Origin of the sequence: Cytobacillus sp. Bac17, from assembly GCF_024519925.1 — a bacterium.
Taxonomy (GTDB): domain Bacteria; phylum Bacillota; class Bacilli; order Bacillales; family Cytobacillaceae; genus Cytobacillus; species Cytobacillus pseudoceanisediminis.
This window is the reverse complement of the sequence record NZ_JALJRC010000003.1, coordinates 141,689-164,628: the sequence shown is the minus strand read 5'-3', so window position 1 is coordinate 164,628 and position 22,940 is coordinate 141,689. Positions and strand designations below refer to the sequence as shown.

Below are 22,940 nucleotides of genomic sequence, written 5' to 3'. Positions count from 1 at the left end.
CTTAAAAATGAGGGCAGGATTTTTTATGGGTGTTACCTAGCGGATGTCCAAATTATGGTAATATTAATTTAAAAGATATATTTGGGCAAGGGATGGTTGGTATGAAGAGAGTTTTGCGGTTTTCAAAAATTATGCTGATGCTGACGATACTGTTCACATTGGCTGCCTGTTCCGAAGAGGAAAAGTCGAGCAAAGAAAAACAAGTTGAAGAAAAGATTGCTTATTCATTTGAACATCCGGAGACAAAACAAAAATACAAAGTCGTACACGCTTATAAGCTATATACTTCTCTGATTGATCAGCTCGAAAAAAACCAAGAAGATGCCGGTGAAGTTTATCAGAATAAAATAATAAAAAAAGTCTACAACACATGCTTTGAGGGCGGGGAATACCTCCACATGGTAGATAACCTGCTGAAATGGTCCCCTGAAAACTCTGATTCAATTAAGAAAGTTCTGAACGAAATCGATGAAGAAAAAACAAATGTTGCCATTAAGGATGCACTTCTAAAATCCTCAGATTTTTTACCTTCGGAGGAAGAAACAGCAGTTTGCGTTTTTCCTTCACATCCCGGAAATGAGAATACAATGGTTGCAGCAGGAGCTGGAAAGATTATTGTTTTTTACAATGAATTTTACACAGAAGATATGATTAGGGCCGGCATAGCTCATGAATATCATCACAGTATATGGACTGAACAACACTTAGAAAAATATATATCTTTTTCTGTGCTGGATAACCTCATTTTTGAAGGTAAAGCTGTGATGTTTGAAAAGCTCGTTTATCCAAATATCACCTTTTCTCAAGTGGACCCAAGTTTTAATAAAACCTTCTGGGCAAAAGTTGAAGGAGATTTAGATACATATGATCTAAATCGTTCTCTGGAGATTTTAATGGGCGGTCAGGCCCTTCCACGTCATTATGGCTACAGTGAAGGCTACAAAATGGTAGATTCTTATCTCAAACTGCATCCGGATACTACTCCGGAAGAGTGGACAGCCTTGAGTGCGGAAGAGATTTTTCAAGAGGGGCAGTATTTAAAAAATTATCAGTAGCGCTGAGGAGGAGTAATGGTGAAAAGAATGCCGTTTGAAAGACCTGCAGAGCATTATGATGAAAGACTGTTATCCATTGATGAGCAGATATGCACTTTGCTGAAGCGGCGGAAGGAATTATCTGATAACCCAGGGTATCCGCACCTTGATGTGATTTCGAAATGGGCAAAAGTGAATGGCCTTTATGAGGATTATTTAAGGTCACTATTTGGCTTGCTGGAAAATGATGAGCATTTCCGCCCGCAGGTCGAGCCCGTTAATTTTCAAAAGTATATACCGATTTTGAAGTCAGTTGAGAAAGAAAAAGCTATTTACTCAGTGAACTTTATTAGGCAATATGAAAATGCAAGTGTCGTGAATTTTAATATCGATTGGGAACCTGACGAAGAAAATAGAAGAGATCGGCTTCACCGGCATAGTTTCTGGGAGTTAGAGATTGGTGAAGGATATGATACAAGAATAACGGGTGGAAGTGGAACAGACGGACATCTTAACCACAATTTTGTTGTATCCCCGCCTCTGCCTGAACAAATATCTGGGCTGGAGTTTTTTTTCAAAGAGTATAAAACTCCTTTCAAGAAGAAGCCCACAGACCTGGAGATATGGATGCGTTTATGAAGCATCAGGAGATGTCTCCTCGTTAATGAATTTAATTAGCATCACTTCTTCGGTTGTATTGTTCTTATAACTTATACGTGAGTCTATTGGTTTCCCTGTTCTTCACCATCCTGCTCTTCTTGAAAGTGACGAAATTAATCCGTTTGTTAAAAGAAAATTGATGACGGCTGCTGGAAAGCTCGGCTTAACCACAATATATAGCTTGGTGACAAGAGCTTTTTAAGGAGAAATTGGCTTAAAGTAAATGAATACGGCTGATAATGTAATGGCGGCTGTTGTTTGAAGGGGTGAAAGAGATTGAATTATGAAGAAATCATGAAAAGGCTTGAGGAGCTTGGCTCTGATCAGACGAAGCGGATCTTTATGAATCACGGGGCGAAGGAGCCTTTTTTTGGCGTGAAGGTTGGAGATTTGAAAAAGCTGGTGAAGCATGTAAAGAAGAATCATGAGCTGGCACTGCAATTATATGAATCAGGAAATCATGATGCGATGTATTTGGCAGGACTATCGGTTAATCCGAAGCTAATGACAAAGGAGACTTTACAGGATTGGGCTGAGAAGGCTTATTGGTATATGCCTGCGGAATATACAGTTGCCCAGGTGGCCGCTGAAAGTGATTATGCTCTTGAATTGGCCCGGGAGTGGATTAAATCGGAGGAAGAAATGGTTTCAGTCTGCGGCTGGAGAACTTACTCCAATTATGTATCAATCACATCTGATAATGAGCTGGATGTCAATGAAATAAAAGCATTATTGACTAAAGTTAAAAATACCATTCATGAAGAAAAAAACCGAGTAAGGTATGTGATGAACGGTTTTGTCATCTCTGTGGGGTCATATGTATCGGAGCTGAATGTGGAAGCGAAGGATGTCGCTGATCACATCGGAAAAGTGCATGTGGATGTCGGAAACTCCGCCTGTAAAGTTCCTTTGGCAAAGGAATATATTGAAAAGGTGGAGTCGAAAGGCCGGGTTGGGGTTAAGCGGAAGACTTGCATATGCTAAGAGAATCTAAGAAGACAGGCATGGTAATATCCATGCCTGTGAAACCCTCAATAATAATACATATGTTGAGGGAAATATTGTTGAGTGTATTGATATTGCTGGTTTGGTTCCGGGCTTTGAGTATTTCTGCTGCAGTCTTTTGTCGGGCCGATAAAGGTTGAAGGCTGGACAGGTGATACGGTCTTCTGCCATTGCTTTTCATCCATACAATAAGTGTGCGCCATTATATTTGAAGGCGTTAATTTGAGAATGTCTGATCCCAGGATGACTTCCGGAGTAGGAGCATTAAAGATGGCCAGCAGATGAGTGCTGTCGGTATTGGCTATCTCATAATGCCACCAGCCCTGAGGGACATTGGCTACTTGCCCAGGTGTAATGTAATAGTTCTGGATTTGTTTTGTAAATGGATTAAGTAATGAAACAGTCGCTGCACCTGAAATACAATAAACCAATTCTGCAGCGTTTTGGTGATAATGGGGTTCTATCACATTATTTTTGCTTAGATAGATGTCCAGAAGTGAGACATCTTCCAGCGTGTTTAATTGCTGAATGCCCAATACATTTATTAAATTTCTGTTATCTTTTTTCATTAGATTGCTTTTGTTCACATCAAAAAAGTAATTTAAAGACGGAGAGCTGTAATCCAAATATTTAACCATTTCTGCTCAGTCCTTTTGGGAAATGAATTTCTCAGATAAAGTATGCATATGCCTACAATCGGTGCATGTACCTAAATAACGTGGTTGTGTTTGAAAAAGAAGGAGAGCAATAAATGAAGAAAAAAGGCATAAGGTTCTCGACTGGTATGAAAGGTAAAATCACCATTACTAAAAAGAGACCAAAAGTTCTATAGGCTTAAGAAAACTAATCGCTACAGTATTCATTATTTGTTTGCCGGCCCCATGTGTACCTCTATCATTCTATATAACCTGCATTATTTTCCAAATTATCTTTCTTGATGAAAGAGTCCGATTTTCTTCTGCGTCTCAAGTCCTATTTGAAAATAAAGCTGAGGCTCATTATAGATATTTCCAAATACAGGTAAGATGAGATCAAGAAAGGGAATGTGACTATAGATATTTTTTAGCATCCCGACAACGGGACAAACCGTTGATTAAGAACATTGGTAGAGGGAGAGGTTATATGGCAGTATTGCCGTCCAGTTCTTTAAAGATAATATTGGTTCTTTTCTTGCTCACTTCATTTAGTCATGATTTGCTTGAAAATTCTGCTTCAGCTGAGGAAGACATCGAAGCAAAAATAGAGAAGGCAATTAAGGATTACCTGGAAGAATATCAAGTTCCAGGAGCTTCAGTTGCCATCGTTCATAATAATGAGCTGTTTTTTTCACGGTCATGGGGCGTTACTGGAGAATCAGAGGAGGAGGTTACAGAACAAACTCCTTTCACGATTGGCTCCATAAGCAAATCATTAACGGGAATGGCCATAATGAAATTAGCTGATAATGGAACCATCCGCCTGGATGCCAGCATTCAAGAATATCTTCCCTGGTTTACACTGAAAAATGGGAAAGCTGCCGAAATAACAGTGAAGCAATTGCTCACGCAGACAAGCGGGTTGAGTACCTACGAAGGGCTTGCGCTATCTGATAAAGAGTTAACAGGCAGTAAGGCTATTAAGAATCAAGTCAAGAAAATGTCAGAAGTTGAACTGACTGCTGAACCTGGTGAGAAACATCAATACAGCAATGCTAATTTCTTAATTCTGGGTGCAATGATTGAAGAACTAACAGGAATGCCTTATGCAGAGTATATGGAACAGCAGGTTTTTGAGCCTTTAGGAATGAAAAATGCTGCAGCCAATAAAGAGGGAGCTTATAAGAAAGGATACCTTAGCGGTTATCAAGCCTGGTTTGGATTTCCTGTGAAAAGTTCTGTAGCCTACGATAATGCCGGGGCACCATACGGATACATTACGGCCAGTTCTGCAGATATGGTCCAATTTGTAAAATTATTGAGCGGGAAAGGGCCAGATCATTTTATCAGTGACAAAACATTGGATTTATTTATGACTCCTCAGGTACAAACAGGTGAGGACCGATATTATGGTTTAGGAATACGCATATCAGGCCCGGATACTTCCAGAGAAATGATCTGGCATTCTGGTTCTACACCTGATTCGCATGCAGAAGTCTTTTATATCCCGGTAACTGGCTGGGGCGGCGTGATTCTGACAAATAAGAATCATATTTTAGAGGAAGATGGGCTTTATTATCTTAAGAATCATATTATTAGTCTTTTAAATGGCGATGAGACAGAACAAGTACCTAATCATAGTTTGGCGATACAATCCATTCTGCTGGGATGCGTCCTGCTGCTAATAATACTTTCAATCTATTTATGGAAAAGATTCAGAACACGGAAGTTTCTAAAAAAGGGAACGGGACTTTTCTTAGGGCTGATTTTTATTGGCCTGTCAGCTGGACTAATCCCTCTTTTCACAGCTAGTACATCTTCACCTTGGCATTCCATCTCTGTCTTTGCACCTGATATTGCCCTTTTAACGATTTTGGGTGTAATTCTACTAGCAATAAATGGGCTGCTGCTGATTAGATTAATTTTTAATAAAAAAGGGTAATGGAAATGCCTGTCTAAATCCGTTAGACAGGCAATTTTTTATATGTTCACTGCATTTTTCCTTGTTTTCCGGGCTGTCATCGCTTTCCATAATCCAAACCCTATTAACGCTCCAATGATATTTAGAATAAAGTCATCAATATCTAAACTTCCTCTTCTTGTGACCAGCTGTATAATTTCCACACTAAGAATCATAACAGTCATGGTAACTGCAAATGATTTAATTCTGTTTAGCGTTCTTATAAAATAGGGCAGAAAAATTCCCATTGGCAAAAATGCAGCCACATTGCCGGCAAGGTTTTTTATAGGAATGATTAAATTCATACTTCCATTTGAAATAGCTAGTACATACCCATTAATTGTTTTAAAAGGCACAAAGTTTGAGGAAAGTTTCATATATTCCATTAACGGCATGTCTGACCAAAATCCTCTCGATATAAAGAAGAGTAATACTGTTAAGGCACCTAGGCAAGAAAGAAAGCTAATTCCCATGATCAATCTTATGATCTTTTTCATTATTATCCCCGCTTAAAAATAGTCTTTGATAATAATAACATAATTTTTCCAAATTTTACCCAATAAAGTTAACTGCCTGCTATTATAATAAAACTAATGCAATGCATAAGGGGGGGTGTTATGAAAAAGGGTTGGATTAGAATGATGGCTATGGCATTCATTATTATAAATGCAATAACCTATTATGAATTCTTTTTTGTTCCAAAGAATTCAATTGAACTGTATCAGGAGATTGCATTTGCAGAAAACTACGAAGAGGCTCAAAAAATTGTTCTGGAGGGATTTGAAAGCAATTTCAAGGAAGAGGATTTTGAATACATAAATAGACGGGATACCTTGCCTGATCGAATAAGCCAGTTTACTCTATTGGAATATGAGGGTAAGACCTTTGTGATCATGACATCCCCGGGCACTGAAAAGTTAAAAGTACTTGCCGTGGAAGAACTGCCAGATGAATTGAGGGAGTATTTTATGAAATTGCCTCAATAGATTAATAGTCATATTTTAGTAGATAGGGACATCTTTTATACAGAGGTGTTTATTTTGAAAAAGAAACTAATATGGCTGTGTGTAGTTATTGTCTTGATTTTTACATTTTATGAAGTAATGTTAAAAACCAAAACGGTTAAAGTTATACGGGTGAAAACGGGGATTGGTCAGTTGAAATTAATGCTAAGCTGGCTGGTCTTGAAGGAAGTCACTCCATAAAGATCCGCTATAAAGGGTCAGGTACCGTTGAGCGCGCAGATTATAGAATTTTCCCGGATGATTATGAAGGGGGATATCCGGATTTTGATAATAAAGGAAACTATTATTGGGCATGCAGTGACTGTGGTTATTATGACCAGAAAGATGAACTTCTTTTTTTCATTGTATGGGAGGAAAGAGGAAAAGCAGGTGAAAAGGCGGGTTTTATAGATTTAAAGAGAGCCGATAGGAGGAAATTAATGCTGTGGGTACTGACGCAAAATAAGAGAAGCATAGTCAATGTGAAAGAGGTAACTGTTAAAGGAAAAACCGTGGAAGGAATAATCAGCAGGAGTTTCTTTGTATATTGGAGCAGGGTCCTGGGTGAATATGACTCTCATGAAAGAGCAATGGATGTGGTCAAACAGATTCATAAAAAATTAGAGGGTGAAGCAAGAGGTTCAACGGCCTTTTCTATGCCTGATATGTAGAGTTCAATAATATTTGCCGTACCTATTAAGATGGGAGCGGCATTTTTTTTGGTGAAAAGTGGATGGTTAATTTTATATCGAATTGGATGGTTATCTATTGACTGGTTTACGGTATTATTTAGTTATAGAAGTTTATTAAAATGTAAAAGAAGAGGTGCGCAGCATGGGAATAATGCTTGGGCTGGTTCTAATTATCTTAATTTTTGCTGTGGTTTCGACTTTGCTGCTTACAGGCAAGGCTGATGAAAACTATGGAAGTTCAACAAAACGGAACACAACCAATTTAACCTTAATATATGTGGTAATTATTTTTATCGGATTAGCTTCTCTTGGAGTTTATATTTGGCGGTTCTAAATACAAATGGAGATGAAAAAAGATGACATGGGCAGTAGTGGTTCCTATTATTCTCGTTAGTCTGCTGAAAATCGTGCTGACCTGTATGCCGACCGGCACGGTTAATTGGCTGATCCGTAAATTTGAAACTCATTCCAAGCTTGATGAAAAAGAGGTTACAGTCACAATTGGTGATAATAGGCTGAAAGATGAGGAGAAGTTTCAGTTTATCAATCAGTTCAATGAAGGAATATTTATTAAGAAACACTATATCCACCCGGGCAACGAACAGCTTTTTTTACGGCCGGAGATCAGTGGAACACCTATAGTTATTGAGTTTCTGGAAAGAGATGACAAGCTGTTCGTATATAGCTATAAGGACCGAATTGATGTGGTCAAACAGTGCAGAAAAAAGGTCATCGCATACAGCTTGATTTCTGATAGCCTGCAAAGCAGTTCACTGGCAATCAAGGCCAGTTAAACTAAGAACATCAAATAGACGCCTAGATCCTTCGTGATTTAGGCTTTTTTATGTCTGCAGGAGGGAGGGGAATTACTGCAGCTTACCCTGCTGATCATGCGTGTTGCCTTAATTCTGGTGACAATTGGAAATTAGCCATCTATACTGAATCTATAAAGCTGATGGAAAGGAGGGGCGCCCTTCATGAAAATCCTGCTTAACATCGACCCGCGCAACGAGGAAACCTCCGTGACAATTCATTGCAAAGAAATCACCCCGGATATCCAGGAAATCCTAGAGTACCTTAAGAAGAATGAAACCGGCCTGATTGTCGGAAAGGATGGAGAGAACCAGCACTTAATAAAGCCTGATGAAGTTCAATTTTTCCGTTCAGAAGGCGACACAGTGACAGCCGCCACCCCTGAAGGAATTTTTAAAGTAAAGCAAAAACTTTATGAACTTGAACAATCCCTCCCTCCCCACCGGTTTATCAGGATATCCAAATCAGTCATAGCGAACCTTTACGCCATGAGCCATTTTGAGCCATCCTTTAACGGGACACTCTGTGTGCACTTTAAATCGGGGGAGAAGGAGTATGCTTCACGCCATTATGTCGGACGGATAAAGGAAATTTTGAGAATGAACAGGAGGGAGACGAAGTGAGGACATTTTTGTACAGAAGCATGATCGGCATATTCTTTGGGGGATTCATTTCTACAGCGGCAACTATAGCCTTAACTTATTTCGGCGGTCAACCCACGTTAGATGGGCAAACATTTATCATAAATGCATTGGGCTTTATTATCAGCGGCTGGCTGTTTACGGTTACTCCGCTTTATTTTGAAATCCGCTCACTTCGCCTGCCCATGCAGACTGCCCTGCACTATCTTACCGTCACGATTGTTTATTTCACATTAGGGCTTTGGATTGGCTGGATTCCGATCGGAGTAAAGAACTTTTTCATCTACCTTGCAATCTCACTATTGGTTTACGCGATTGCCTGGATCGGCTTTTATCTTTACTTTAAAAACGAATCGAAGAAGATGAATGAGGATCTGGAATGTATCGAATAGAAGTGAAGGAGGATTCGGATGGAAAGTGTCATTTCTGTAAAAAATTTATCTAAAAATTATGGTGCCGCCCGGGCAGTAAACAATCTTTCCTTTACTGTTTATAAAGGGGAAATCTTCGGAATTATAGGGCCGAACGGAGCAGGAAAAACAACAACACTTGAAATACTTGAGGGGATCTCTGTTCCGAGCGGAGGGGAGGTTGAAGTGCTTGGCCTTGTTCCAAGCAAGCAGCTGCGTGAATTAAACAAAAAAATCGGCGTGCAGTTTCAAGCCACATCCATTCAGAAGAAAATGAAAGTAAAAGAAGCGCTGGACCTCTTTTCTTCCTTTTACGAAGGCCCGGCGCAAAAAGATTATTTAATAGACTTGCTGGGCTTAAAAGAAAAATTGAACGTAAGGTTTGATGACCTATCCGGGGGCTGGAAACAGCGGGTAACGCTCGCCTTAGCCACCCTGCATGAACCTGAAATTCTTTTCCTCGATGAACCGAGTATGGGGCTGGACCCTTCTGCAAGGCGGGAAATGTGGTCATTAATACGGCTGTTAAGGGACCGGGGCAGCACCACTGTCGTGACAACGCACTATATGGAAGAAGCTGAGCAGCTTTGTGATCGGGTGGCAATGATCTATAGCGGCCAATTGAAAGCACTGAATACACCGCATGAATTGTTGAATGAAGGGGCTGCTGACTGTCTGGCCTTTACGAGTGCCGGCCTTAGCCGTGTTTATTTACTCTCCCTTCCGGGTGTTGAACGAGTGGAAAATAACCTGGACGAATTCAAAGTGTACTGCGATGATCAGCAGACAACAGCTTTTCACATTTTCACTCATTGCCAGGAAAAGGGGATACGTCTGGCAGACTTTAAGTTTGAGAAGGGCTCACTCGATGATTTATTTGTCCAGTACTTAGAAAAGGAGAAAATCGGATGAATGCTATTGTAAAGCTCGCCAGCCTTGAAACGAAAATGTTTTTTAGGGACCGGTTAAGCATGTTCTGGACGTTCCTGTTTCCAGTTGTCATGATTTGGCTGTTCGGTTCCATGTTTGTAGGAGACAACATGAGCCAAAAGGCTTTTGCAGAATACTTTGTTCCTTCATGGATTGGCGTCAACATAGTAACCACTTCCTTTTTTACACTGGGAACCGTTTTAACCAATTACCGGGAAACGGGTGTTTTAAGGAGGTATCAGTCAACTCCGCTTCAGCCATGGAAAATCCTCGCCGCCCATACCTTTCAAGGGACCGTCATCCTTGCCATATCTGCATTGATGCTTATGATCTTTGGGATGCTTCTGTATGACCTGACTCTGCCGGCTTATATTGGCAGTACGCTGCTTTCTCTGCTGATCAGCATCCTGGCCTTTTTCCCGTTTGCTTTATTCCTGACATCCTTAGCTAAAAATGCACAGTCTGCAGCAGCCATCAGTTCCTTATTCCTGAACCTGATGCTGTTCCTCTCAGGTGCGACCTTTCCTCTTGAGATGATGCCATCAGTCCTTCAATACGCAGCTAAAATCCTTCCGCTTTATTATGTGATTCAATTGCTGAGGGGTACCTGGACTGAAGCGCCGATTACGGAATATGGATTTGAAGCTGCTGTTCTGATTGGGATTGCGATTGTGTCTGTTGTACTTGCTGTGCGATTCTTTCGGTGGAGCGGAAAGTAAGCCCTAAGAGATTGGGGCTTTTTCATTGCATAAAAACATATTGAGTTTACAAATATTTGTTAATATTTATATAATTACTTAATTCATGTTATAAAGGTGGTTATGAATATGGAAATCTATCAAGCTTCAATGGAGGATCTGGAAGGAGTTTCTGCATTATTTAATTTATATCGCGTATTTTACAAACAAGCACCCGATTTGGAAGCAGCAGCCGATTACGTAAAAGAACGATTAGAGAAGAAGGATTCTGTCATATATGTGGTGAACAAGGAAGGAAAGTATCTTGGATTTACTCAGCTTTATCCAACTTTTTCATCTATATCTATGAAAAGAGCCTGGATCCTGAATGATTTGTATGTGGATGCAGAGGCAAGGAAAGAGGGAATAGGGGAAAAGCTCATAGACAAAGCGAAAGAGCTCGCTGCTGAAACAGGTGCGGTAAGTATCAGCCTCAGTACGGCTCCTGATAATTTTTCTGCACAAAGACTCTATGAAAAAATCGGGTTTAAGCGGGATGAGCAATTTTACCATTATGAATTGAGTATTTAATGGATTCTTTAAAAAGGAATGGATTTTCCATACCCTTGGAACCATTTAAATATCAAATGAATAATATTTATGGTTTTTTATAAATTTTTCTGTTTGTATTATCTGGATTTAAGTAATTTGCAATAGGTTCTGAAGGCTCTCTCTTTGCGGGGGGCCCAATACCACAGACTCTTTGAGTTCTTTAGATCTGTGACATCGTAATGTATAACCCTGTGGATATGTGAATTAGATAAGCAGATATGCTGATTTTTCAATGATGGAAGATTCAATTTGTTGTAGAATTTTGCATTACCTTAATGAAAAAACGCCTGAAAACCAGGCGTATTTTCATTATTCTAGAGTTTTCAGAGCCTCAGCAAACCGCTTAATACCTTCATGGATTCTTTCTTCATTTTCCCTGCCAAACGTAAAACGCACGAATCCCTTCTCAGAGCCCATGGTGGTTCCGGGAACGTAGATGACACCCCGTTTAATTGATTCTTCAAGCAGCTGATTTTCATTATGCTCTTTTTTGATCCTGCACCAAAGATGGATTCCGCCTTGCGGAGTGCTGAATTCCACTTGGTCTTTCAGGAAATGATTCAGGCTTGAAACAATGGAGTTTCTCCGCTGTTCCAAATGTCTGGTTAGAAATTTTAAATGTGACTCAAAGCCTGCGGACTCAATAAAATCATTCGCAATCCATTGCGAATAGCTTCCATGACCGAAATCCACCTGCTGCTTAGCATCTGATAACCGCTCAATTACTGATCTCGGACCGATGATCCAGCCGATTCTGAGGCCGGAAGCGACAATTTTGGTCATGGAGCTTATATATAAAACAATGCCGTTACGGTCGAGGGATTTGAGTGTCTTCATTTTTCCGCAGGTAAAGGGTGTCAGGCTGTAAGGATCATCTTCCACCAGCGGAATTCCGTATTCAGAGGACAATTCAAGGATTTTTCTGCGCCTGTCTTCAGGAAGCAATGTGCCTGTTGGGTTCTGAAAAATGGGATTTAAAAAGATCATCTTAATTCGATGCTTTTTATATAAAGCTATAATATCATCAGGATTTATTCCATCCTTGCCTGTTTTTAAATAATAAGTTTTGACTCCTGCTGATTTAAAGATTGGCAGGCTGTAGTGGTAAGAGGGATCCTCGATGGCAACAGAGTCCCCGGGCTTTAAGAGGCATTGGACGACAAGGTGCAGGGCCTGTTGGGCACCGGAAGTAATAAGTATGGAAGAAGGGCTGGTCTCGATGTCCCGGAACTTTTTTACATGGTCAGTCAGTGTTTTTCTCAGGATTTCATTTCCCTGAGGGTGATCGTACCCCAGTGTCCCGATAAAAGAGCGATTGGAAGTAATCTCTCTTAGCGAAGCCAAAGGAAAGAGGTCCTGAGAGAGTTCCCCGCTGGCCAGGTTGATCAGTTTTGTCTCTGCCAGTTCTTTATGAATCCTTTGTGTGACTGGCAAATTGGGCAAAAAGGAGCCTGCTTCTATATACCGGTTCCAGCTTGGAATGCGCCTTTTGGCCATTCCCCAAATATCTTTGCTGACCATCGTACCGCTTCCCCGATTTCGTTCAACAATCCCGTTTGACTCCAGTTCATCATATGCAGCAACAACCGTGCTTCTATTGATATCAAACTGTTTTGCTAACCCTCTTTCTGAAGGCAGCGGTTTGTCGGGAGGGAATGTGCCATCTGCTATTCCGTTTTCTATATACATCGCCAGCTGCTTATAAATAGGTGTTTTTGATTTTCTATCAGGTTTCCAATCCAATTGAAACATCCTTTTCGAAGTGAAACTTTAAAATTATTATAACAGCCTTTTTCTAAAATAATGGATGGAGAGGGTTTAAAAGCGTAAAAAAAAGCAGATATATGGCTTTTAAGGTTTGTTCTTTTCCATTAACTTCTGAAAGCCGTAATTAACATTTGCAAGTGCGAAGGAAATCAGGAACAGAGTAATGGGTTTGAATTTTTTAAGCTTGTAATGGCCAATCTTTTGGAATAGTGCATTTAGCGGGAAAGCAAAAATGATGTCCATCACGAAATTAAAGAAAAAATATAGCAGGTATTTACCATAAGTAAAATGAAATACCCATAAATTTATTGCGAAAAAGGGACCGAAAATAAAAGCTAATGCGTCCAATACAATAAATTTTGTACCGCCTTTTACTTTCCACCATTTAAAAAGAAGGTTTAAAAGGGTTTGCACTAACAAAATGCATGAGCAAAATAAGGTAACCGGCAGAAATCTTTTAAAGGACGACTTTGGGAGGAAAATGACTGTTATGGTCCATAAAAGGATTGCGTTAACAACTCTAAAGAAATTTACGTTCAAGAGTAACCCTCCTTTTTTATTATGGTGTTGAATTGTATGGCGATTATTCGAGTAGTAAAAGAAAATATTGACTTTTTTAACTGTAATGATTATCATTACAGTATACCCAATTGGGGAAAGAAGGATTTACTTTTGAATGTTAACTGTAAGAAATTATATTACATTTATAAAAATATCTAAACAATAGAGGGAGTGTTTTTAAATGGTGAATTTATTCTTATCATCAAGCTGCGGTTCCTGCCGGAAAGCCCGTGCATGGCTTGAGGAGCATCAAATAGATTATGTTGAACGGAACATTGTAACAGATCCGCTTACAGTGGATGAAATTAAATCGATTCTGCGCCTTACAGAAAATGGGACTGAGGAGATTATTTCAACTAAATCAAAAGCTTACCAGGAGTTAAACGTGAATATTGATTCCATGCCGCTAAAAGAGTTATATCAATTGATTATCGATAATCCTCAAATGCTGCGCAGACCGATTATTCTCGATGAAAAAAGACTCCAGGTCGGCTTTAACGAGGACGAAATTCGCAGCTTCCTTCCACGGAAGTTTCGTACGTTTTCATACAATGAACTGCAAAGATTGGCTAACTAACCTGTCTGTAAATTGTTGACAAGTCGATCTGTAACACTTAGTATTACAGTACAGTATGAGAAAATATAGGAGGCCGGCCATGAATAGCGATTTTACTCTTGCCATTCACAGTCTAACTTATCTCGCCCTGCAGCTGGATCGCATGTCAACGAGCGATGCGATTTCTGAAAGTGCAGGTGTCCATCCGGTCCGCATCCGAAAAGTCCTGAGTTTATTAAAAAAACATGGATTTATTAAATCAAAAGAGGGAACGGGCGGCGGATTTATTTTTGCCCGGGATTTAAGCGAAGTGAATCTTTGGGATATTTATAAGATTACTTCTGAAGGCGCACTGCAGCCGAAGTGTCCGGATTCAAATGAAGCCTGTGTAGTGGGGGCTAATATGCAAAGAGTTCTGATCAACATCTTTTTAGGTGCAGAGGAACATTTAGGTGAATATTTAAAGCACTATACATTAAAGAATATTGTTGATTTGATCTATAAAGAAAATTAATTGGGAGCTAATAAGCTTTCCATTCATTAAAATGTAACGAAAATTATTACAGTTTGAAAATCTCATTTAAGAAGGTGAAAAAAATGATGTCCAACAATAAGGCCATTTTAAAAGCGGGAGATTGGATTAAGGGGAAATCCCGTGAAGGGGAACTAATCGTTGGCTATATCGAAGCTCTTGAAGAAGGAATTATTAAGACAAAAGTTATTTCAAGTGATAATAAAACTATTGAAGGCAAAATCATTCCCCTGCTTAGCAAACAGGTTAAGAAAATGCCGGCGGCAAAGGTAGCCAATAAAGAACAGATCCATTTCCTGATCGACCTTGCCCTTTCCACTGGAGATGAAGAATGGTTTTTTGAATTGACCTCGAAGCTGAATTCGATGAGAGAGCTTGTGAAGGATATTAAATAAAAACCAGGGAAGTGCCTGTGTCCGTCTGCTTATAAGCAGGCAGATGCAGGCACTTTGTTTTATATTGCTTTACAGTCTTGTGCATTATGGCTGTCCATACGATTCCTTATTATTTCTGTCAGCTTTAGTTCTGCATGAAAATAACCGTATTGGGTGCTTCCTTTTCTGCAGGTCCTCTCCACTTCATCAAGAAGGGAATATGCTTTTTCGGCATCTCTATTTAAATAAGCCAGAATGGCTTCGCTTCTTTTGTAGCTGACCTTATCTATTGTATACATATTGCTATGCAAGGTTTTAATTAAAGTCAGATCAGGTTCTAAGGATAGGAATGAGTCGATTTGCCGGATATGTGAAGCAAACTGCAGACGGAATTTCGTTTTGTTGGTTATAGGAAGTTTTTTGAAGGCAGCAATTGATTCCGAGGCTTGCTCATAATTGCTATTCATGAGGTGATAGTAGAATAGCAGGAATGCGGTAGTCATGGCCTCTGGGGAAGCTTCTGTTTTATAAGCTTCCTGGATTAACTGTTCATCCCACTCGCTTGGGGTGCGCGGTGACATCATTTCTTTTAATAGGATAAGCCCGGCGAGATATGTCTGTGCTTCTTTGCCGCCTTTGTGCAGAAGCAGAAAAACACTGCCATCTGAGTTAAAGGTTCCTTTAAAGGGAATAGCTGTTGCAAAGAAAATGGCTAAGTTCAGTACTGTAAGCATCATAGCCATTTCGGCCTTTGTCATAGCCCAAATGGATAAACTGATTACAAATGCAATTAAAGTAAATACAGGACCGCCTGCCACAAACCATTTGTGCTTCTTAACCATATTCGTTAAGTTTATTTCGTCCGGCATGCAGCTGGCCAGTCCGCCAAAGGCAAGCCAGCTTTGGTTTGGCACTATTTTTAAAGCAGGGCTCTTTTCGATTGTGATAGGCCCGACTGTCAAAAATAAAAACGTGTAGCCGGCAAGCTTTCCGCCGATGACATGACCGAGTTCATGGATAAAGAGAACGATGAAAGCACATGCGGCCACAAGCCCAATAGAGAAGGCTTTATCTGCATGGGAAGTAAAAGAGAAGCCGATTAGGAGAGCAATGCCTAATAAGCATATATAGAAGGGGGTAAAAATTTTACCCATTGAGATATCTCCTTTAATTTTTGCTGGATTTATTTACTTTTAACAGCTGTATGAAAAGCGCCATGGATGTCATAAGCATCGGGATAAATAAAACAATAGAGATGAAGAATCCTATTTTGCCTGCCTGATTAAGGAATCCCTCTGCTAATTTCATGAATGCTAGAGCAATAATTGTGAACAGGAGGGCAGCAATGGTTACTATGTATACTGGCTTAGCCGTTCGTTTTACCTGATCTGTTTTGGACGCAGCATCACTATAAATAGGCGGTGTGCCGGGAACCGCTTTAAACAGGTGAATTCCTGTATGTGAGTAAACATGTGTCCAGCCGGCAGCTGCAAATAAATCGCAGTATTCTTCTTCGTCTTCTGGTGTCAATTCATGATAGTCGATACTGAATATCACATCTTCTGGGCCGGACTTTGTAAATGTATACAGGCCGCCTTTAAAGGATTCGACCATCCACCCCTCTGCAGCTTTTTCCCGCAGCATCTGTAAATCCTTTTGTTCAAAAAAAGCGAGTCCATTCGAGATTTTATATGTTTTCTTCATTGTACTCTCCCTTTATTCAATCCATCTTCCGCAAATTGCACCATCGTTTTTCTCCTTTCAATATCAGCTTGAAGAATTTCACGGCCTCTTTCTGTCAGTACATAAACCTTCCTCCTCGAGTTTGCATCGTCGAATAGCTCAACATACTCCTGTTTGATAAGCTTTTTGATAATGGTATATAGGGACGCCGGCCCAATATTCACCTCGCCGTTTGTTATTTCTTCAACCAGGCTCATCACTGCATAGCCATGCCGGGGCTCTGTAAAGGCCGCCATTATATAAAAGACGGAATCTGTTAATTGTTCTAAAGATTTCATGCCAGCACCAACTTTGTATCATTTTTCGATATATCTAAAAGTAATATATCAGAAAGTGATATAATAATCTATAAAAATTTCCAATTTATTTGAAGGAAGATGGATATTGGTTTCGAATATGTACAGGAAGGCATTAAAATAAATTCATGTTAACAGCAGATTTTGGAACGGAGCTGCAGGTGTGAAAAGGTTAGCGAATATGACTGTCGGCAAAACGCATAGCGGGAAAACGACATTTGCGAAAGCTTTAGAAAAAGAATTGTCCAACTCGGTTGTGATTGATCAGGATAATCATGCTGAGTTCCTTCAAAGCTATTACAAGCGGTTAATGCCGAAGCGGGGGCCAAATATAATTAAATACTCAATAACTAAAACAATTGTAGATTACGCTGCAGCTGAGACGGATTGCCACATTATTTTATGCAACTCAAACCGCAATCAGAAAGATCGGCAGAAGATGCTGGAGTACTATCACAGCCGCCAATTTACCAGTATCCTTGTGAGTTTCAATATTCCGGATGATGTTCTGAGGCGGCGCATTATGGCAAGTCAGCGCAGCACTTCTGTTTTAAGAGTGGCTTCCTCATTTTTGGAAGTCCTCAGCCGTCAGCAGGCGGAATCAGATCAAGGAGACATTAAAGCGCCTGCGGAGGGAGAAGCGGATTATTTGTTGAATATTGGGCATCCCGATGATGTGACAGAGGTTATCCGTATATTAGCTGATATTTCGATGCGATTGGACTGAAGACTATTGAAAAGAAGGGGAGTGTTTTTCTTAAAGGTAAATATAGTAAGTATGCTGTATGCTCTGATGATCGCAATTACCATTCAGCTTATGCTGAATGTCTGCAGAATCAGCAGACTGACAGAATGGAGTATTGATACCGTTAATATTGTATCGTCTGCTATTATCATCAGCGGATTTATCCTTTGCTCTGTTCTCCTTTTTAATTTAACAAGACGCTGGCTGTCTGAAACAAAGGCCCGGTATTGTACTGTCATACTCTGGCTGCCTTATTTTGTGCTGTTTGTATATATGACAACAAGTCTTTTTCCAATTACTTACCAGGGGGATGTTCCGAACACTGCTTCTGGCCTTATGGCAATTGGAGCTTTAGCTGTTTTTCCGTTTTACATTTTGTTGATCAGTCTGGTTAAGAAGAATGAGCAGGGATGGTATGTATGAAAAAGGAGCGGCAATAAAATGGGCATCAGTCAAGTATTTGCAAGAAAAGTAATAGCTGCATCGATTTCAGGGTCACTGTTCGCGGTTGTGTTAGGTCTGATTGTAACGGATCCGTTTGTTGGAGAAGCTGGTTCGGCTGGTGAATACTTTCGGGGAGCTATTATATCCATTCCCTTCTATCTTTTATACAGCTTCCCGGTCATTTTGATTTATGGCACATTAACTTCTGCCGTTAGTGACTTATTAGCCTTTTTTATTTCGAACCATACAAACAGGAAACTGGAATTATATATTTCATTAATCCTGCACTTGCTTTTTGGGTCAATTCTGTATGGTTTAAGTTTAGGAGCGGCTGTGTTATTTTTTATAACGGATTATATTTTGCGCCGCAAACAATTCGGAAGCTGGAGAAATGCTTTGAAATCTTTAGGATTGCCTGTTTTGGTTTGGATTGTCTTTATGGGTGGCGTGTATGTTATGGATGCTTCCTTACTGAAATAGTAAGAATAATGGATTGTTTTGATAAGTAGTTCTTCGAGAAAAAGGCGGCTATTTTTATTCGATCTGGGGTTACGTTCCATTTTTATTAATACCATTCAGTAAAGAGGCGGAAAAATGAACCTAATCCTTTTTGCTATTATCCACATTGTAATTGGATGTGTATTCATTTATATATACGGTAAATTGCCAAAAGCGATGTCCACATTTGCATTCGTTTTTCTTACTATGAGTTTTCTTTATTGGGGAGCAGTGTTAATCAATTTTGCTAGTTAGTCAGCTGCCAGAAGGGCGGCTTTTTATTTTTGGAACGATGGATGCAAAGGGGGATTTGATGAAGAAGACAAATGCGAAAAAGTATTTTAAGAGAATGTTATTTATATTATTGGTGTCAGCTTTTGTTTATAGCATTTATATAAATCTCGGATACAGGCACTTTATAAAACAAAGCCAGGAAAGGAATTATGCACATTTGAGGTCCATAGCTGCAGTAGGCGATAATTCGGCTCACTGGCTTGAGGAATTTGTTCAGATACCTATTGAGAAAGAGGATGAATGGAAAGACGAGTTATATAATTCATGGAGAGTTGTGAACGGAGAGAGCAGAAGTATCAATTCCTATTTGTCTGCCATGTCTGTTTTTGATATGGGAGAGGATGCACCTGATTGGAACTTGCTTCAATATAGCTTATTTCGTGTTGATGGGTTTATAAACGGCATGACGGATAAGTTTCTTGAAAATCAATCATATCGTATGAGTAAGGAAGAAACAGAAAGAATAGAAGCGGTTATTACAGTTTATAGAAGTGTTAGCGAAGAACTGGAAAAGGAATCTGTCAATGTAGAAAGACTCCTGGAATCTATAAAGGAACCGATGCTGGTAATAGATGATTATTATGCGGATGCCCTTGAGAAAGTGGATAGTAACTAAGAGCTTTCTTTTGGGACTTACATACACTAAAGGAAGGCAAATATCCCCCACTAAACGTGGGGGTATGGTCACCTATAAACACTTTCACATGTATTAGCTTGGGGTTCATAATAGCAATGCTGTTTGAATTGTCCTGAAAAAGGCTGATCGTACCATGTTGGCGGACATGGAGCATATGGATTGAAATACCAGAGAGCAAACTTGGAAGGATGCTGCCTCCAATAGTCTAAGGTTTGTTTAGCCAATCGTTTCTCTACACCTCTGGCCCTGTTGTAAAAAACATTTCCTTTCTGTACGGCTTCAAAAGAGTAATTTCCTCCCTGCACTTGAAATATGACTTGAGGTATTGTCCGGAGACCTACAAAGTCGAGGCAATCAGCCGCTCTTCGATTGACTATAACATTTCCGACCATAAGCATCCCCAGTTTTCCTTCACCTTCGGCTTCTGCCCTCATCATCCTTGCCATTAAAGCCACGTCACTGTCGGTATATTGTACTCTTGGCACTTTTTATCACCTCTAAAAGAATTGTATTAAGAAATCCTGTAAACATGCTAACGGGTTCAAAGGAAGAAATATTAATTGGGGGTGCAAACCGCATTGCGTGTTCAGCACCCCTTATTACAGATATATAAACAGTTAGTGTGGCTTAACTGCTTCGAGCTCTATTTAAATAAGCTACCTAATTTATATGCTGCCTCCGTTTGAAATATGCAAAAAAAGGAGTTTAATGAAACCTTTTCTATGGAAATTCGTACCATTACTTATGAGGGGTGGGTATCTTGAAAACTCAAAATGATAAAAGTGCAGTAAGCCTGAAAAAATTTTTATATGGTATAGGCCTATTTATTTTCGGGGGATTGGCTTTAACAAATGTGACGGCGCCGCTGCCTTTAAAGGAATCAACCAAAGAATTTCTTTTGTTTATTTTTGGGTGTGTACTAATCTATTATTTTTTAGTAAGTGTCTACTTCATAGGCGGATTATGGAGGAAAGTTTTTTATGCGATTTTAATTTTGCTATGCGGGTTTAGTATATTAATGGTTTTTTATTTGATAACACATTCAATACCTCACTAATATTTAGAAAGGTGGAGATAAATTGAGCAGATCAATAAAAATCAGCTGTTTTGTATTTTTGCTGTTTTTGATGACTGGCTGCAGCCACTCTGATTCAGATCCGGTTACTTCGGAAAAAGCAGATTCAACTGAAGAGAGTAATCTAAAAAACTTTAAAACAGACGATGGAAAAATAGAAATTGTTACTTTTAATAAAGGGAATTTTTCCGAAGATGCATTAAAAGCAATCAAGGAAGAAACCCTCGATTACTACAATCATCTGCAAAAGAAAAATATTTCAATTCCCTCCCCATCTAAAATATATTTACATCTATATAAAGAGGAAAAGGTAAGTTATTCAAGCGGGAATACTATACACCTTTATTGGGTGAAAGATGGAGATTATCCTCTCGTTCACGAACTTACTCATGTATTATTTGGCCATAATCATGACCATGTTACACAAGAAGGTCTGGCGATTTTTATGCAGGATTCCTATTCGGACGAAAAAGTATTTCCTAATTATAAGGGAGATATCCATGGCATCATGAACTATTTAATGATGCAAGAAGTTATGCTGCCTCTGGAAACACTTCTGCAGAAGGATGAAATTTTTTCATATTTAAACCCAAATAAAGACTCTCATTCTTTAAGGTGGCTGGCTTATATTGAATCTGCTTCATTTTCGAGCTTCCTTATTCATGAATATGGTATTGAAAGTTTCCTCAAAATCTATGATAAGCCGAATTTAACCAACGAAATACATACTGTATACGGGAAAAAATTAGAACTGCTCGAGGATGAGTGGAAAGAGTTTGTTCAAGAGAAACCCGTACTAAATGAAGAATTAATTCACCGCAATGACTCTCAGCTTCCTGAGATTATTAATCACTTAGAACTGAATAAAAGTGAGTTATTAAAACGTTTATAATTTGAGAAGGGGACAGGAATACTGCCCCAATTTTCAATAGGGATGAGGAACCTGTCCCTCTGCTCCGCAATACTCTTTAATCAGCCTGGCTGCTTTCGTTTGGCTGATGCCAAGGTCGTTTGCCACTTTTCTGGAGGATTTATGGGTCTGATACGATCTTCTTACCAGAATCCTTTTGGTTTCATCCAGAGCTTTGTCCAGGCTAGTGGAATGAGATGGGTATACTGCTTGATGAGTATTTTCCTTGATCATGTCAGGGAGATCAGAGACCTGAATAATGGAATTGCTGATAATGACTAATCTTTCAATCAGGTTTTCGAGCTGGCGCACATTTCCCGGCCAGGAATAGTGAGTAAGAACATTAAGGCACTCTTCAGAAATGACTTTATTCTCTTTATATTTTTGGTTAAATTTATTCAGGAAATTATAGGTGAGCGGAATGATATCTTCCCTTCTTTCCCGCAATGGCGGCAGATGAATATCAATTACATTTAAACGATAAAATAAGTCTTCTCTAAATGATTTGTTTTCAATCATAGTGGTCAGATTCTGATTAGTTGCCGCTATGATGCGGACATCCACTTTCTTTATTTCGCTGCTTCCGACAGGGATGAACTGTTTCTCCTGTATGAGCTGAAGCAGTTTTGCCTGTACGGAAAGGGGCATTTCTCCGATTTCGTCCAGGAAGAGGGTGCCGCCGTCCGCTGCTTCAATTAATCCTTGTTTTCCTAATTTATTTGCTCCGGTGAAGGCGCCTTTTGAATAGCCAAATAGTTCGGATTCCAATAGTTCTTCCGGAATGGCAGCGCAATTGATGGCAAGAAATGGCCCTTTATTCCGGTTGCTGACTTTGTGAATATATTGAGAAAAGGCACCCTTTCCGGTTCCGGATTCTCCCAGAATAAGAATATTTGAATCTGTTGGAGCTACTTTTTTACAAAACTCCAATATTTCTTTAATCTCTCCGCTGTTGGTTACAATTGTTATTTCCTTTTCTTCATGCTGAGTCGATTTTGACTCGATTTTATCCTCCCTTGCATTCACCATATTAATTTTTTGTATTTCCGTAGAGGTGATGACGACCAGTTCAATTTCGTTTTTGTTATTTAAGATCGGGATGGCCGTAGTCATGAGCTCTGCCCCGATATATGTCTGCTGTCTTAAGTAGCACGGCTCTTTCCGCCGATATACCTCAGGAACAATAGAAGGCTTCCAGTAGCCCTTTTCAAAAAGTTCCACATTGTACTTTCCAATTACATCCCTTGGCTTAAGTCCATAGTGCCTCTCACATACTTTATTCACATATAGAATCCGCATTTCACCATCTAAAACGAAGATTTCATCAGAAGAATAATCAAGAATTTTTAACAGGGTTTCCAATGTCATTTCTACATTGCCTGTATTTGTTGGCATTTTCATTCGGTGAAGCCCTCCTGAGTCATTTTTGATTCAA

At 39.5% G+C, this 22,940-nt stretch carries 29 protein-coding genes; 21 read left to right on the top strand and 8 right to left on the bottom strand.

Annotation, left to right across the window (positions count from 1 at the left end; genetic code table 11):
* Window positions 1–101: 101 nt before the first annotated feature.
* The 3 genes from NR125_RS07490 (at window position 102) to NR125_RS07480 (ending at window position 2,678) form a co-directional block, all read left to right on the top strand.
* Window positions 102–1,055 carry a DUF2268 domain-containing putative Zn-dependent protease gene (locus NR125_RS07490; protein ID WP_192908101.1) on the top strand — a complete coding sequence of 318 codons (954 nt, stop codon included), beginning with the start codon at window positions 102–104 and terminating at the stop codon, window positions 1,053–1,055.
* Window positions 1,056–1,070: 15 nt separating this feature from the next.
* A complete protein-coding gene (locus tag NR125_RS07485; protein WP_019381095.1) occupies window positions 1,071–1,673 on the top strand; it encodes a hypothetical protein in 603 nt (200 codons plus the stop codon).
* A 297-nt stretch (window positions 1,674–1,970) separates the two neighbouring features.
* Complete coding sequence (locus NR125_RS07480; protein ID WP_192908102.1) at window positions 1,971–2,678, top strand: DNA alkylation repair protein; 708 nt, start codon at window positions 1,971–1,973, stop codon at window positions 2,676–2,678.
* Between the two features lie 47 nt (window positions 2,679–2,725).
* On the opposite strand, the gene NR125_RS07475 is transcribed toward NR125_RS07480, so the two are convergent.
* A complete protein-coding gene (locus NR125_RS07475) occupies window positions 2,726–3,337 on the bottom strand; it encodes a cupin domain-containing protein (RefSeq protein ID WP_009335470.1) in 612 nt (203 codons plus the stop codon).
* A 484-nt stretch (window positions 3,338–3,821) separates the two neighbouring features.
* Here NR125_RS07475 and NR125_RS07470 point away from each other — a divergent pair, with 484 nt between their 5' ends.
* Window positions 3,822–5,276 carry a serine hydrolase domain-containing protein gene (locus NR125_RS07470; RefSeq protein WP_192908103.1) on the top strand — a complete coding sequence of 485 codons (1,455 nt, stop codon included), beginning with the start codon at window positions 3,822–3,824 and terminating at the stop codon, window positions 5,274–5,276.
* 38 nt (window positions 5,277–5,314) lie between these two features.
* On the opposite strand, the gene NR125_RS07465 is transcribed toward NR125_RS07470, so the two are convergent.
* Window positions 5,315–5,791, bottom strand: coding sequence for a VanZ family protein (locus NR125_RS07465; protein ID WP_192908104.1), 477 nt, complete (start codon window positions 5,789–5,791; stop codon window positions 5,315–5,317).
* Between the two features lie 120 nt (window positions 5,792–5,911).
* Here NR125_RS07465 and NR125_RS07460 point away from each other — a divergent pair, with 120 nt between their 5' ends.
* From NR125_RS07460 to NR125_RS07420, 9 genes are all read left to right on the top strand, one after another.
* Complete coding sequence (locus NR125_RS07460) at window positions 5,912–6,280, top strand: hypothetical protein (RefSeq protein ID WP_226280666.1); 369 nt, start codon at window positions 5,912–5,914, stop codon at window positions 6,278–6,280.
* A 458-nt stretch (window positions 6,281–6,738) separates the two neighbouring features.
* On the top strand, window positions 6,739–6,969 hold the full coding sequence (locus NR125_RS07455; RefSeq protein ID WP_192908986.1) for a hypothetical protein: 231 nt from the start codon (window positions 6,739–6,741) through the stop codon (window positions 6,967–6,969).
* 163 nt (window positions 6,970–7,132) lie between these two features.
* A complete protein-coding gene (locus NR125_RS07450) occupies window positions 7,133–7,324 on the top strand; it encodes a hypothetical protein (protein ID WP_009335464.1) in 192 nt (63 codons plus the stop codon).
* 22 nt (window positions 7,325–7,346) lie between these two features.
* The gene (locus NR125_RS07445; RefSeq protein ID WP_009335463.1) at window positions 7,347–7,784 is read left to right on the top strand and encodes a YfmQ family protein; all 438 of its coding nucleotides are present in this window, start codon (window positions 7,347–7,349) and stop codon (window positions 7,782–7,784) included.
* A gap of 183 nt (window positions 7,785–7,967) precedes the next feature.
* A complete protein-coding gene (locus tag NR125_RS07440) occupies window positions 7,968–8,426 on the top strand; it encodes a LytTR family DNA-binding domain-containing protein (RefSeq protein WP_019381085.1) in 459 nt (152 codons plus the stop codon).
* The gene (locus NR125_RS07435) at window positions 8,423–8,836 is read left to right on the top strand and encodes a DUF3021 domain-containing protein (protein WP_019381084.1); all 414 of its coding nucleotides are present in this window, start codon (window positions 8,423–8,425) and stop codon (window positions 8,834–8,836) included. Before NR125_RS07440 ends, NR125_RS07435 begins: the two co-directional genes overlap by 4 nt.
* Window positions 8,837–8,854: 18 nt before the next feature.
* Complete coding sequence (locus NR125_RS07430; RefSeq protein WP_192908106.1) at window positions 8,855–9,766, top strand: ABC transporter ATP-binding protein; 912 nt, start codon at window positions 8,855–8,857, stop codon at window positions 9,764–9,766.
* The gene (locus NR125_RS07425; RefSeq protein WP_256814904.1) at window positions 9,763–10,503 is read left to right on the top strand and encodes an ABC transporter permease; all 741 of its coding nucleotides are present in this window, start codon (window positions 9,763–9,765) and stop codon (window positions 10,501–10,503) included. Before NR125_RS07430 ends, NR125_RS07425 begins: the two co-directional genes overlap by 4 nt.
* 108 nt (window positions 10,504–10,611) lie before the next feature.
* On the top strand, window positions 10,612–11,052 hold the full coding sequence (locus NR125_RS07420; protein ID WP_192908107.1) for a GNAT family N-acetyltransferase: 441 nt from the start codon (window positions 10,612–10,614) through the stop codon (window positions 11,050–11,052).
* Window positions 11,053–11,382: 330 nt separating this feature from the next.
* On the opposite strand, the gene pdxR is transcribed toward NR125_RS07420, so the two are convergent.
* Window positions 11,383–12,816, bottom strand: coding sequence for a MocR-like pyridoxine biosynthesis transcription factor PdxR (pdxR, locus tag NR125_RS07415; protein WP_192908108.1), 1,434 nt, complete (start codon window positions 12,814–12,816; stop codon window positions 11,383–11,385).
* A 766-nt stretch (window positions 12,817–13,582) separates the two neighbouring features.
* Here pdxR and spxA point away from each other — a divergent pair.
* From spxA to NR125_RS07400, 3 genes are all read left to right on the top strand, one after another.
* Window positions 13,583–13,978, top strand: a complete 396-nt coding sequence (gene spxA / locus NR125_RS07410; RefSeq protein ID WP_009335456.1) for a transcriptional regulator SpxA — start codon at window positions 13,583–13,585, stop codon at window positions 13,976–13,978.
* A gap of 79 nt (window positions 13,979–14,057) precedes the next feature.
* On the top strand, window positions 14,058–14,471 hold the full coding sequence (locus tag NR125_RS07405) for an RrF2 family transcriptional regulator (protein ID WP_009335455.1): 414 nt from the start codon (window positions 14,058–14,060) through the stop codon (window positions 14,469–14,471).
* An 83-nt stretch (window positions 14,472–14,554) separates the two neighbouring features.
* Window positions 14,555–14,884 carry an IDEAL domain-containing protein gene (locus tag NR125_RS07400; RefSeq protein WP_009335454.1) on the top strand — a complete coding sequence of 110 codons (330 nt, stop codon included), beginning with the start codon at window positions 14,555–14,557 and terminating at the stop codon, window positions 14,882–14,884.
* A 59-nt stretch (window positions 14,885–14,943) separates the two neighbouring features.
* Here NR125_RS07400 and NR125_RS07395 read toward each other — a convergent pair whose 3' ends face one another.
* The 3 genes from NR125_RS07395 to NR125_RS07385 are packed head-to-tail and all read right to left on the bottom strand — an operon-like array spanning window position 14,944 to window position 16,884.
* Window positions 14,944–16,017, bottom strand: coding sequence for a zinc metalloprotease (locus NR125_RS07395; protein ID WP_192908109.1), 1,074 nt, complete (start codon window positions 16,015–16,017; stop codon window positions 14,944–14,946).
* 13 nt (window positions 16,018–16,030) lie between these two features.
* The gene (locus tag NR125_RS07390) at window positions 16,031–16,567 is read right to left on the bottom strand and encodes a DUF2812 domain-containing protein (protein WP_009335452.1); all 537 of its coding nucleotides are present in this window, start codon (window positions 16,565–16,567) and stop codon (window positions 16,031–16,033) included.
* Window positions 16,564–16,884, bottom strand: a complete 321-nt coding sequence (locus tag NR125_RS07385) for a PadR family transcriptional regulator (RefSeq protein ID WP_009335451.1) — start codon at window positions 16,882–16,884, stop codon at window positions 16,564–16,566. Before NR125_RS07385 ends, NR125_RS07390 begins: the two co-directional genes overlap by 4 nt.
* Window positions 16,885–17,065: 181 nt before the next feature.
* Here NR125_RS07385 and NR125_RS07380 point away from each other — a divergent pair, with 181 nt between their 5' ends.
* From NR125_RS07380 to NR125_RS07365, 4 genes are all read left to right on the top strand, one after another.
* Entirely contained in the window at window positions 17,066–17,629 is a 564-nt protein-coding gene (locus NR125_RS07380; RefSeq protein WP_009335450.1) for an AAA family ATPase, read from the top strand.
* Between the two features lie 51 nt (window positions 17,630–17,680).
* Window positions 17,681–18,070 carry a hypothetical protein gene (locus NR125_RS07375; RefSeq protein ID WP_157380267.1) on the top strand — a complete coding sequence of 130 codons (390 nt, stop codon included), beginning with the start codon at window positions 17,681–17,683 and terminating at the stop codon, window positions 18,068–18,070.
* Window positions 18,071–18,088: 18 nt separating this feature from the next.
* The gene (locus NR125_RS07370; RefSeq protein ID WP_192908110.1) at window positions 18,089–18,571 is read left to right on the top strand and encodes a hypothetical protein; all 483 of its coding nucleotides are present in this window, start codon (window positions 18,089–18,091) and stop codon (window positions 18,569–18,571) included.
* Window positions 18,572–18,902: 331 nt separating this feature from the next.
* Complete coding sequence (locus NR125_RS07365; RefSeq protein WP_254786628.1) at window positions 18,903–19,499, top strand: hypothetical protein; 597 nt, start codon at window positions 18,903–18,905, stop codon at window positions 19,497–19,499.
* A gap of 68 nt (window positions 19,500–19,567) precedes the next feature.
* Here NR125_RS07365 and NR125_RS07360 read toward each other — a convergent pair whose 3' ends face one another.
* Complete coding sequence (locus NR125_RS07360; RefSeq protein ID WP_009335446.1) at window positions 19,568–20,005, bottom strand: cell wall hydrolase; 438 nt, start codon at window positions 20,003–20,005, stop codon at window positions 19,568–19,570.
* A 594-nt stretch (window positions 20,006–20,599) separates the two neighbouring features.
* Between NR125_RS07360 and NR125_RS07355 the strand changes: the two genes are divergently transcribed.
* Window positions 20,600–21,487, top strand: a complete 888-nt coding sequence (locus NR125_RS07355; RefSeq protein WP_256814900.1) for a gluzincin family metallopeptidase — start codon at window positions 20,600–20,602, stop codon at window positions 21,485–21,487.
* Between the two features lie 33 nt (window positions 21,488–21,520).
* Here the strand turns inward: NR125_RS07355 and NR125_RS07350 are convergent, their stop codons facing one another.
* The gene (locus NR125_RS07350; protein WP_071159732.1) at window positions 21,521–22,906 is read right to left on the bottom strand and encodes a sigma-54 interaction domain-containing protein; all 1,386 of its coding nucleotides are present in this window, start codon (window positions 22,904–22,906) and stop codon (window positions 21,521–21,523) included.
* Between the last annotated feature and the right edge of the window lie 34 nt (window positions 22,907–22,940).

Excerpts from the sequence above, each read along its gene's own strand:
- NR125_RS07390 (WP_009335452.1), bottom strand. The coding sequence starts at position 16,567 with ATGAAGAAAACATATAAAATCTCGAATGGACTCGCTTTTTTTGAACAA.
- NR125_RS07370 (WP_192908110.1), top strand. The coding sequence starts at position 18,089 with ATGGGCATCAGTCAAGTATTTGCAAGAAAAGTAATAGCTGCATCGATT.
- NR125_RS07465 (WP_192908104.1), bottom strand. The coding sequence starts at position 5,791 with ATGAAAAAGATCATAAGATTGATCATGGGAATTAGCTTTCTTTCTTGC.
- NR125_RS07430 (WP_192908106.1), top strand. The coding sequence starts at position 8,855 with ATGGAAAGTGTCATTTCTGTAAAAAATTTATCTAAAAATTATGGTGCC.
- NR125_RS07375 (WP_157380267.1), top strand. The coding sequence starts at position 17,681 with ATGCTGTATGCTCTGATGATCGCAATTACCATTCAGCTTATGCTGAAT.
- NR125_RS07460 (WP_226280666.1), top strand. The coding sequence starts at position 5,912 with ATGAAAAAGGGTTGGATTAGAATGATGGCTATGGCATTCATTATTATA.
- NR125_RS07490 (WP_192908101.1), top strand. The coding sequence starts at position 102 with ATGAAGAGAGTTTTGCGGTTTTCAAAAATTATGCTGATGCTGACGATA.
- NR125_RS07420 (WP_192908107.1), top strand. The coding sequence starts at position 10,612 with ATGGAAATCTATCAAGCTTCAATGGAGGATCTGGAAGGAGTTTCTGCA.
- spxA (WP_009335456.1), top strand. The coding sequence starts at position 13,583 with ATGGTGAATTTATTCTTATCATCAAGCTGCGGTTCCTGCCGGAAAGCC.
- NR125_RS07445 (WP_009335463.1), top strand. The coding sequence starts at position 7,347 with ATGACATGGGCAGTAGTGGTTCCTATTATTCTCGTTAGTCTGCTGAAA.
- NR125_RS07385 (WP_009335451.1), bottom strand. The coding sequence starts at position 16,884 with ATGAAATCTTTAGAACAATTAACAGATTCCGTCTTTTATATAATGGCG.
- NR125_RS07350 (WP_071159732.1), bottom strand. The coding sequence starts at position 22,906 with ATGAAAATGCCAACAAATACAGGCAATGTAGAAATGACATTGGAAACC.
- NR125_RS07470 (WP_192908103.1), top strand. The coding sequence starts at position 3,822 with ATGGCAGTATTGCCGTCCAGTTCTTTAAAGATAATATTGGTTCTTTTC.
- NR125_RS07395 (WP_192908109.1), bottom strand. The coding sequence starts at position 16,017 with ATGGGTAAAATTTTTACCCCCTTCTATATATGCTTATTAGGCATTGCT.
- NR125_RS07485 (WP_019381095.1), top strand. The coding sequence starts at position 1,071 with ATGGTGAAAAGAATGCCGTTTGAAAGACCTGCAGAGCATTATGATGAA.
- NR125_RS07365 (WP_254786628.1), top strand. The coding sequence starts at position 18,903 with ATGAAGAAGACAAATGCGAAAAAGTATTTTAAGAGAATGTTATTTATA.
- NR125_RS07405 (WP_009335455.1), top strand. The coding sequence starts at position 14,058 with ATGAATAGCGATTTTACTCTTGCCATTCACAGTCTAACTTATCTCGCC.
- NR125_RS07400 (WP_009335454.1), top strand. The coding sequence starts at position 14,555 with ATGATGTCCAACAATAAGGCCATTTTAAAAGCGGGAGATTGGATTAAG.
- NR125_RS07425 (WP_256814904.1), top strand. The coding sequence starts at position 9,763 with ATGAATGCTATTGTAAAGCTCGCCAGCCTTGAAACGAAAATGTTTTTT.
- NR125_RS07475 (WP_009335470.1), bottom strand. The coding sequence starts at position 3,337 with ATGGTTAAATATTTGGATTACAGCTCTCCGTCTTTAAATTACTTTTTT.
- NR125_RS07450 (WP_009335464.1), top strand. The coding sequence starts at position 7,133 with ATGGGAATAATGCTTGGGCTGGTTCTAATTATCTTAATTTTTGCTGTG.
- NR125_RS07455 (WP_192908986.1), top strand. The coding sequence starts at position 6,739 with ATGCTGTGGGTACTGACGCAAAATAAGAGAAGCATAGTCAATGTGAAA.
- NR125_RS07440 (WP_019381085.1), top strand. The coding sequence starts at position 7,968 with ATGAAAATCCTGCTTAACATCGACCCGCGCAACGAGGAAACCTCCGTG.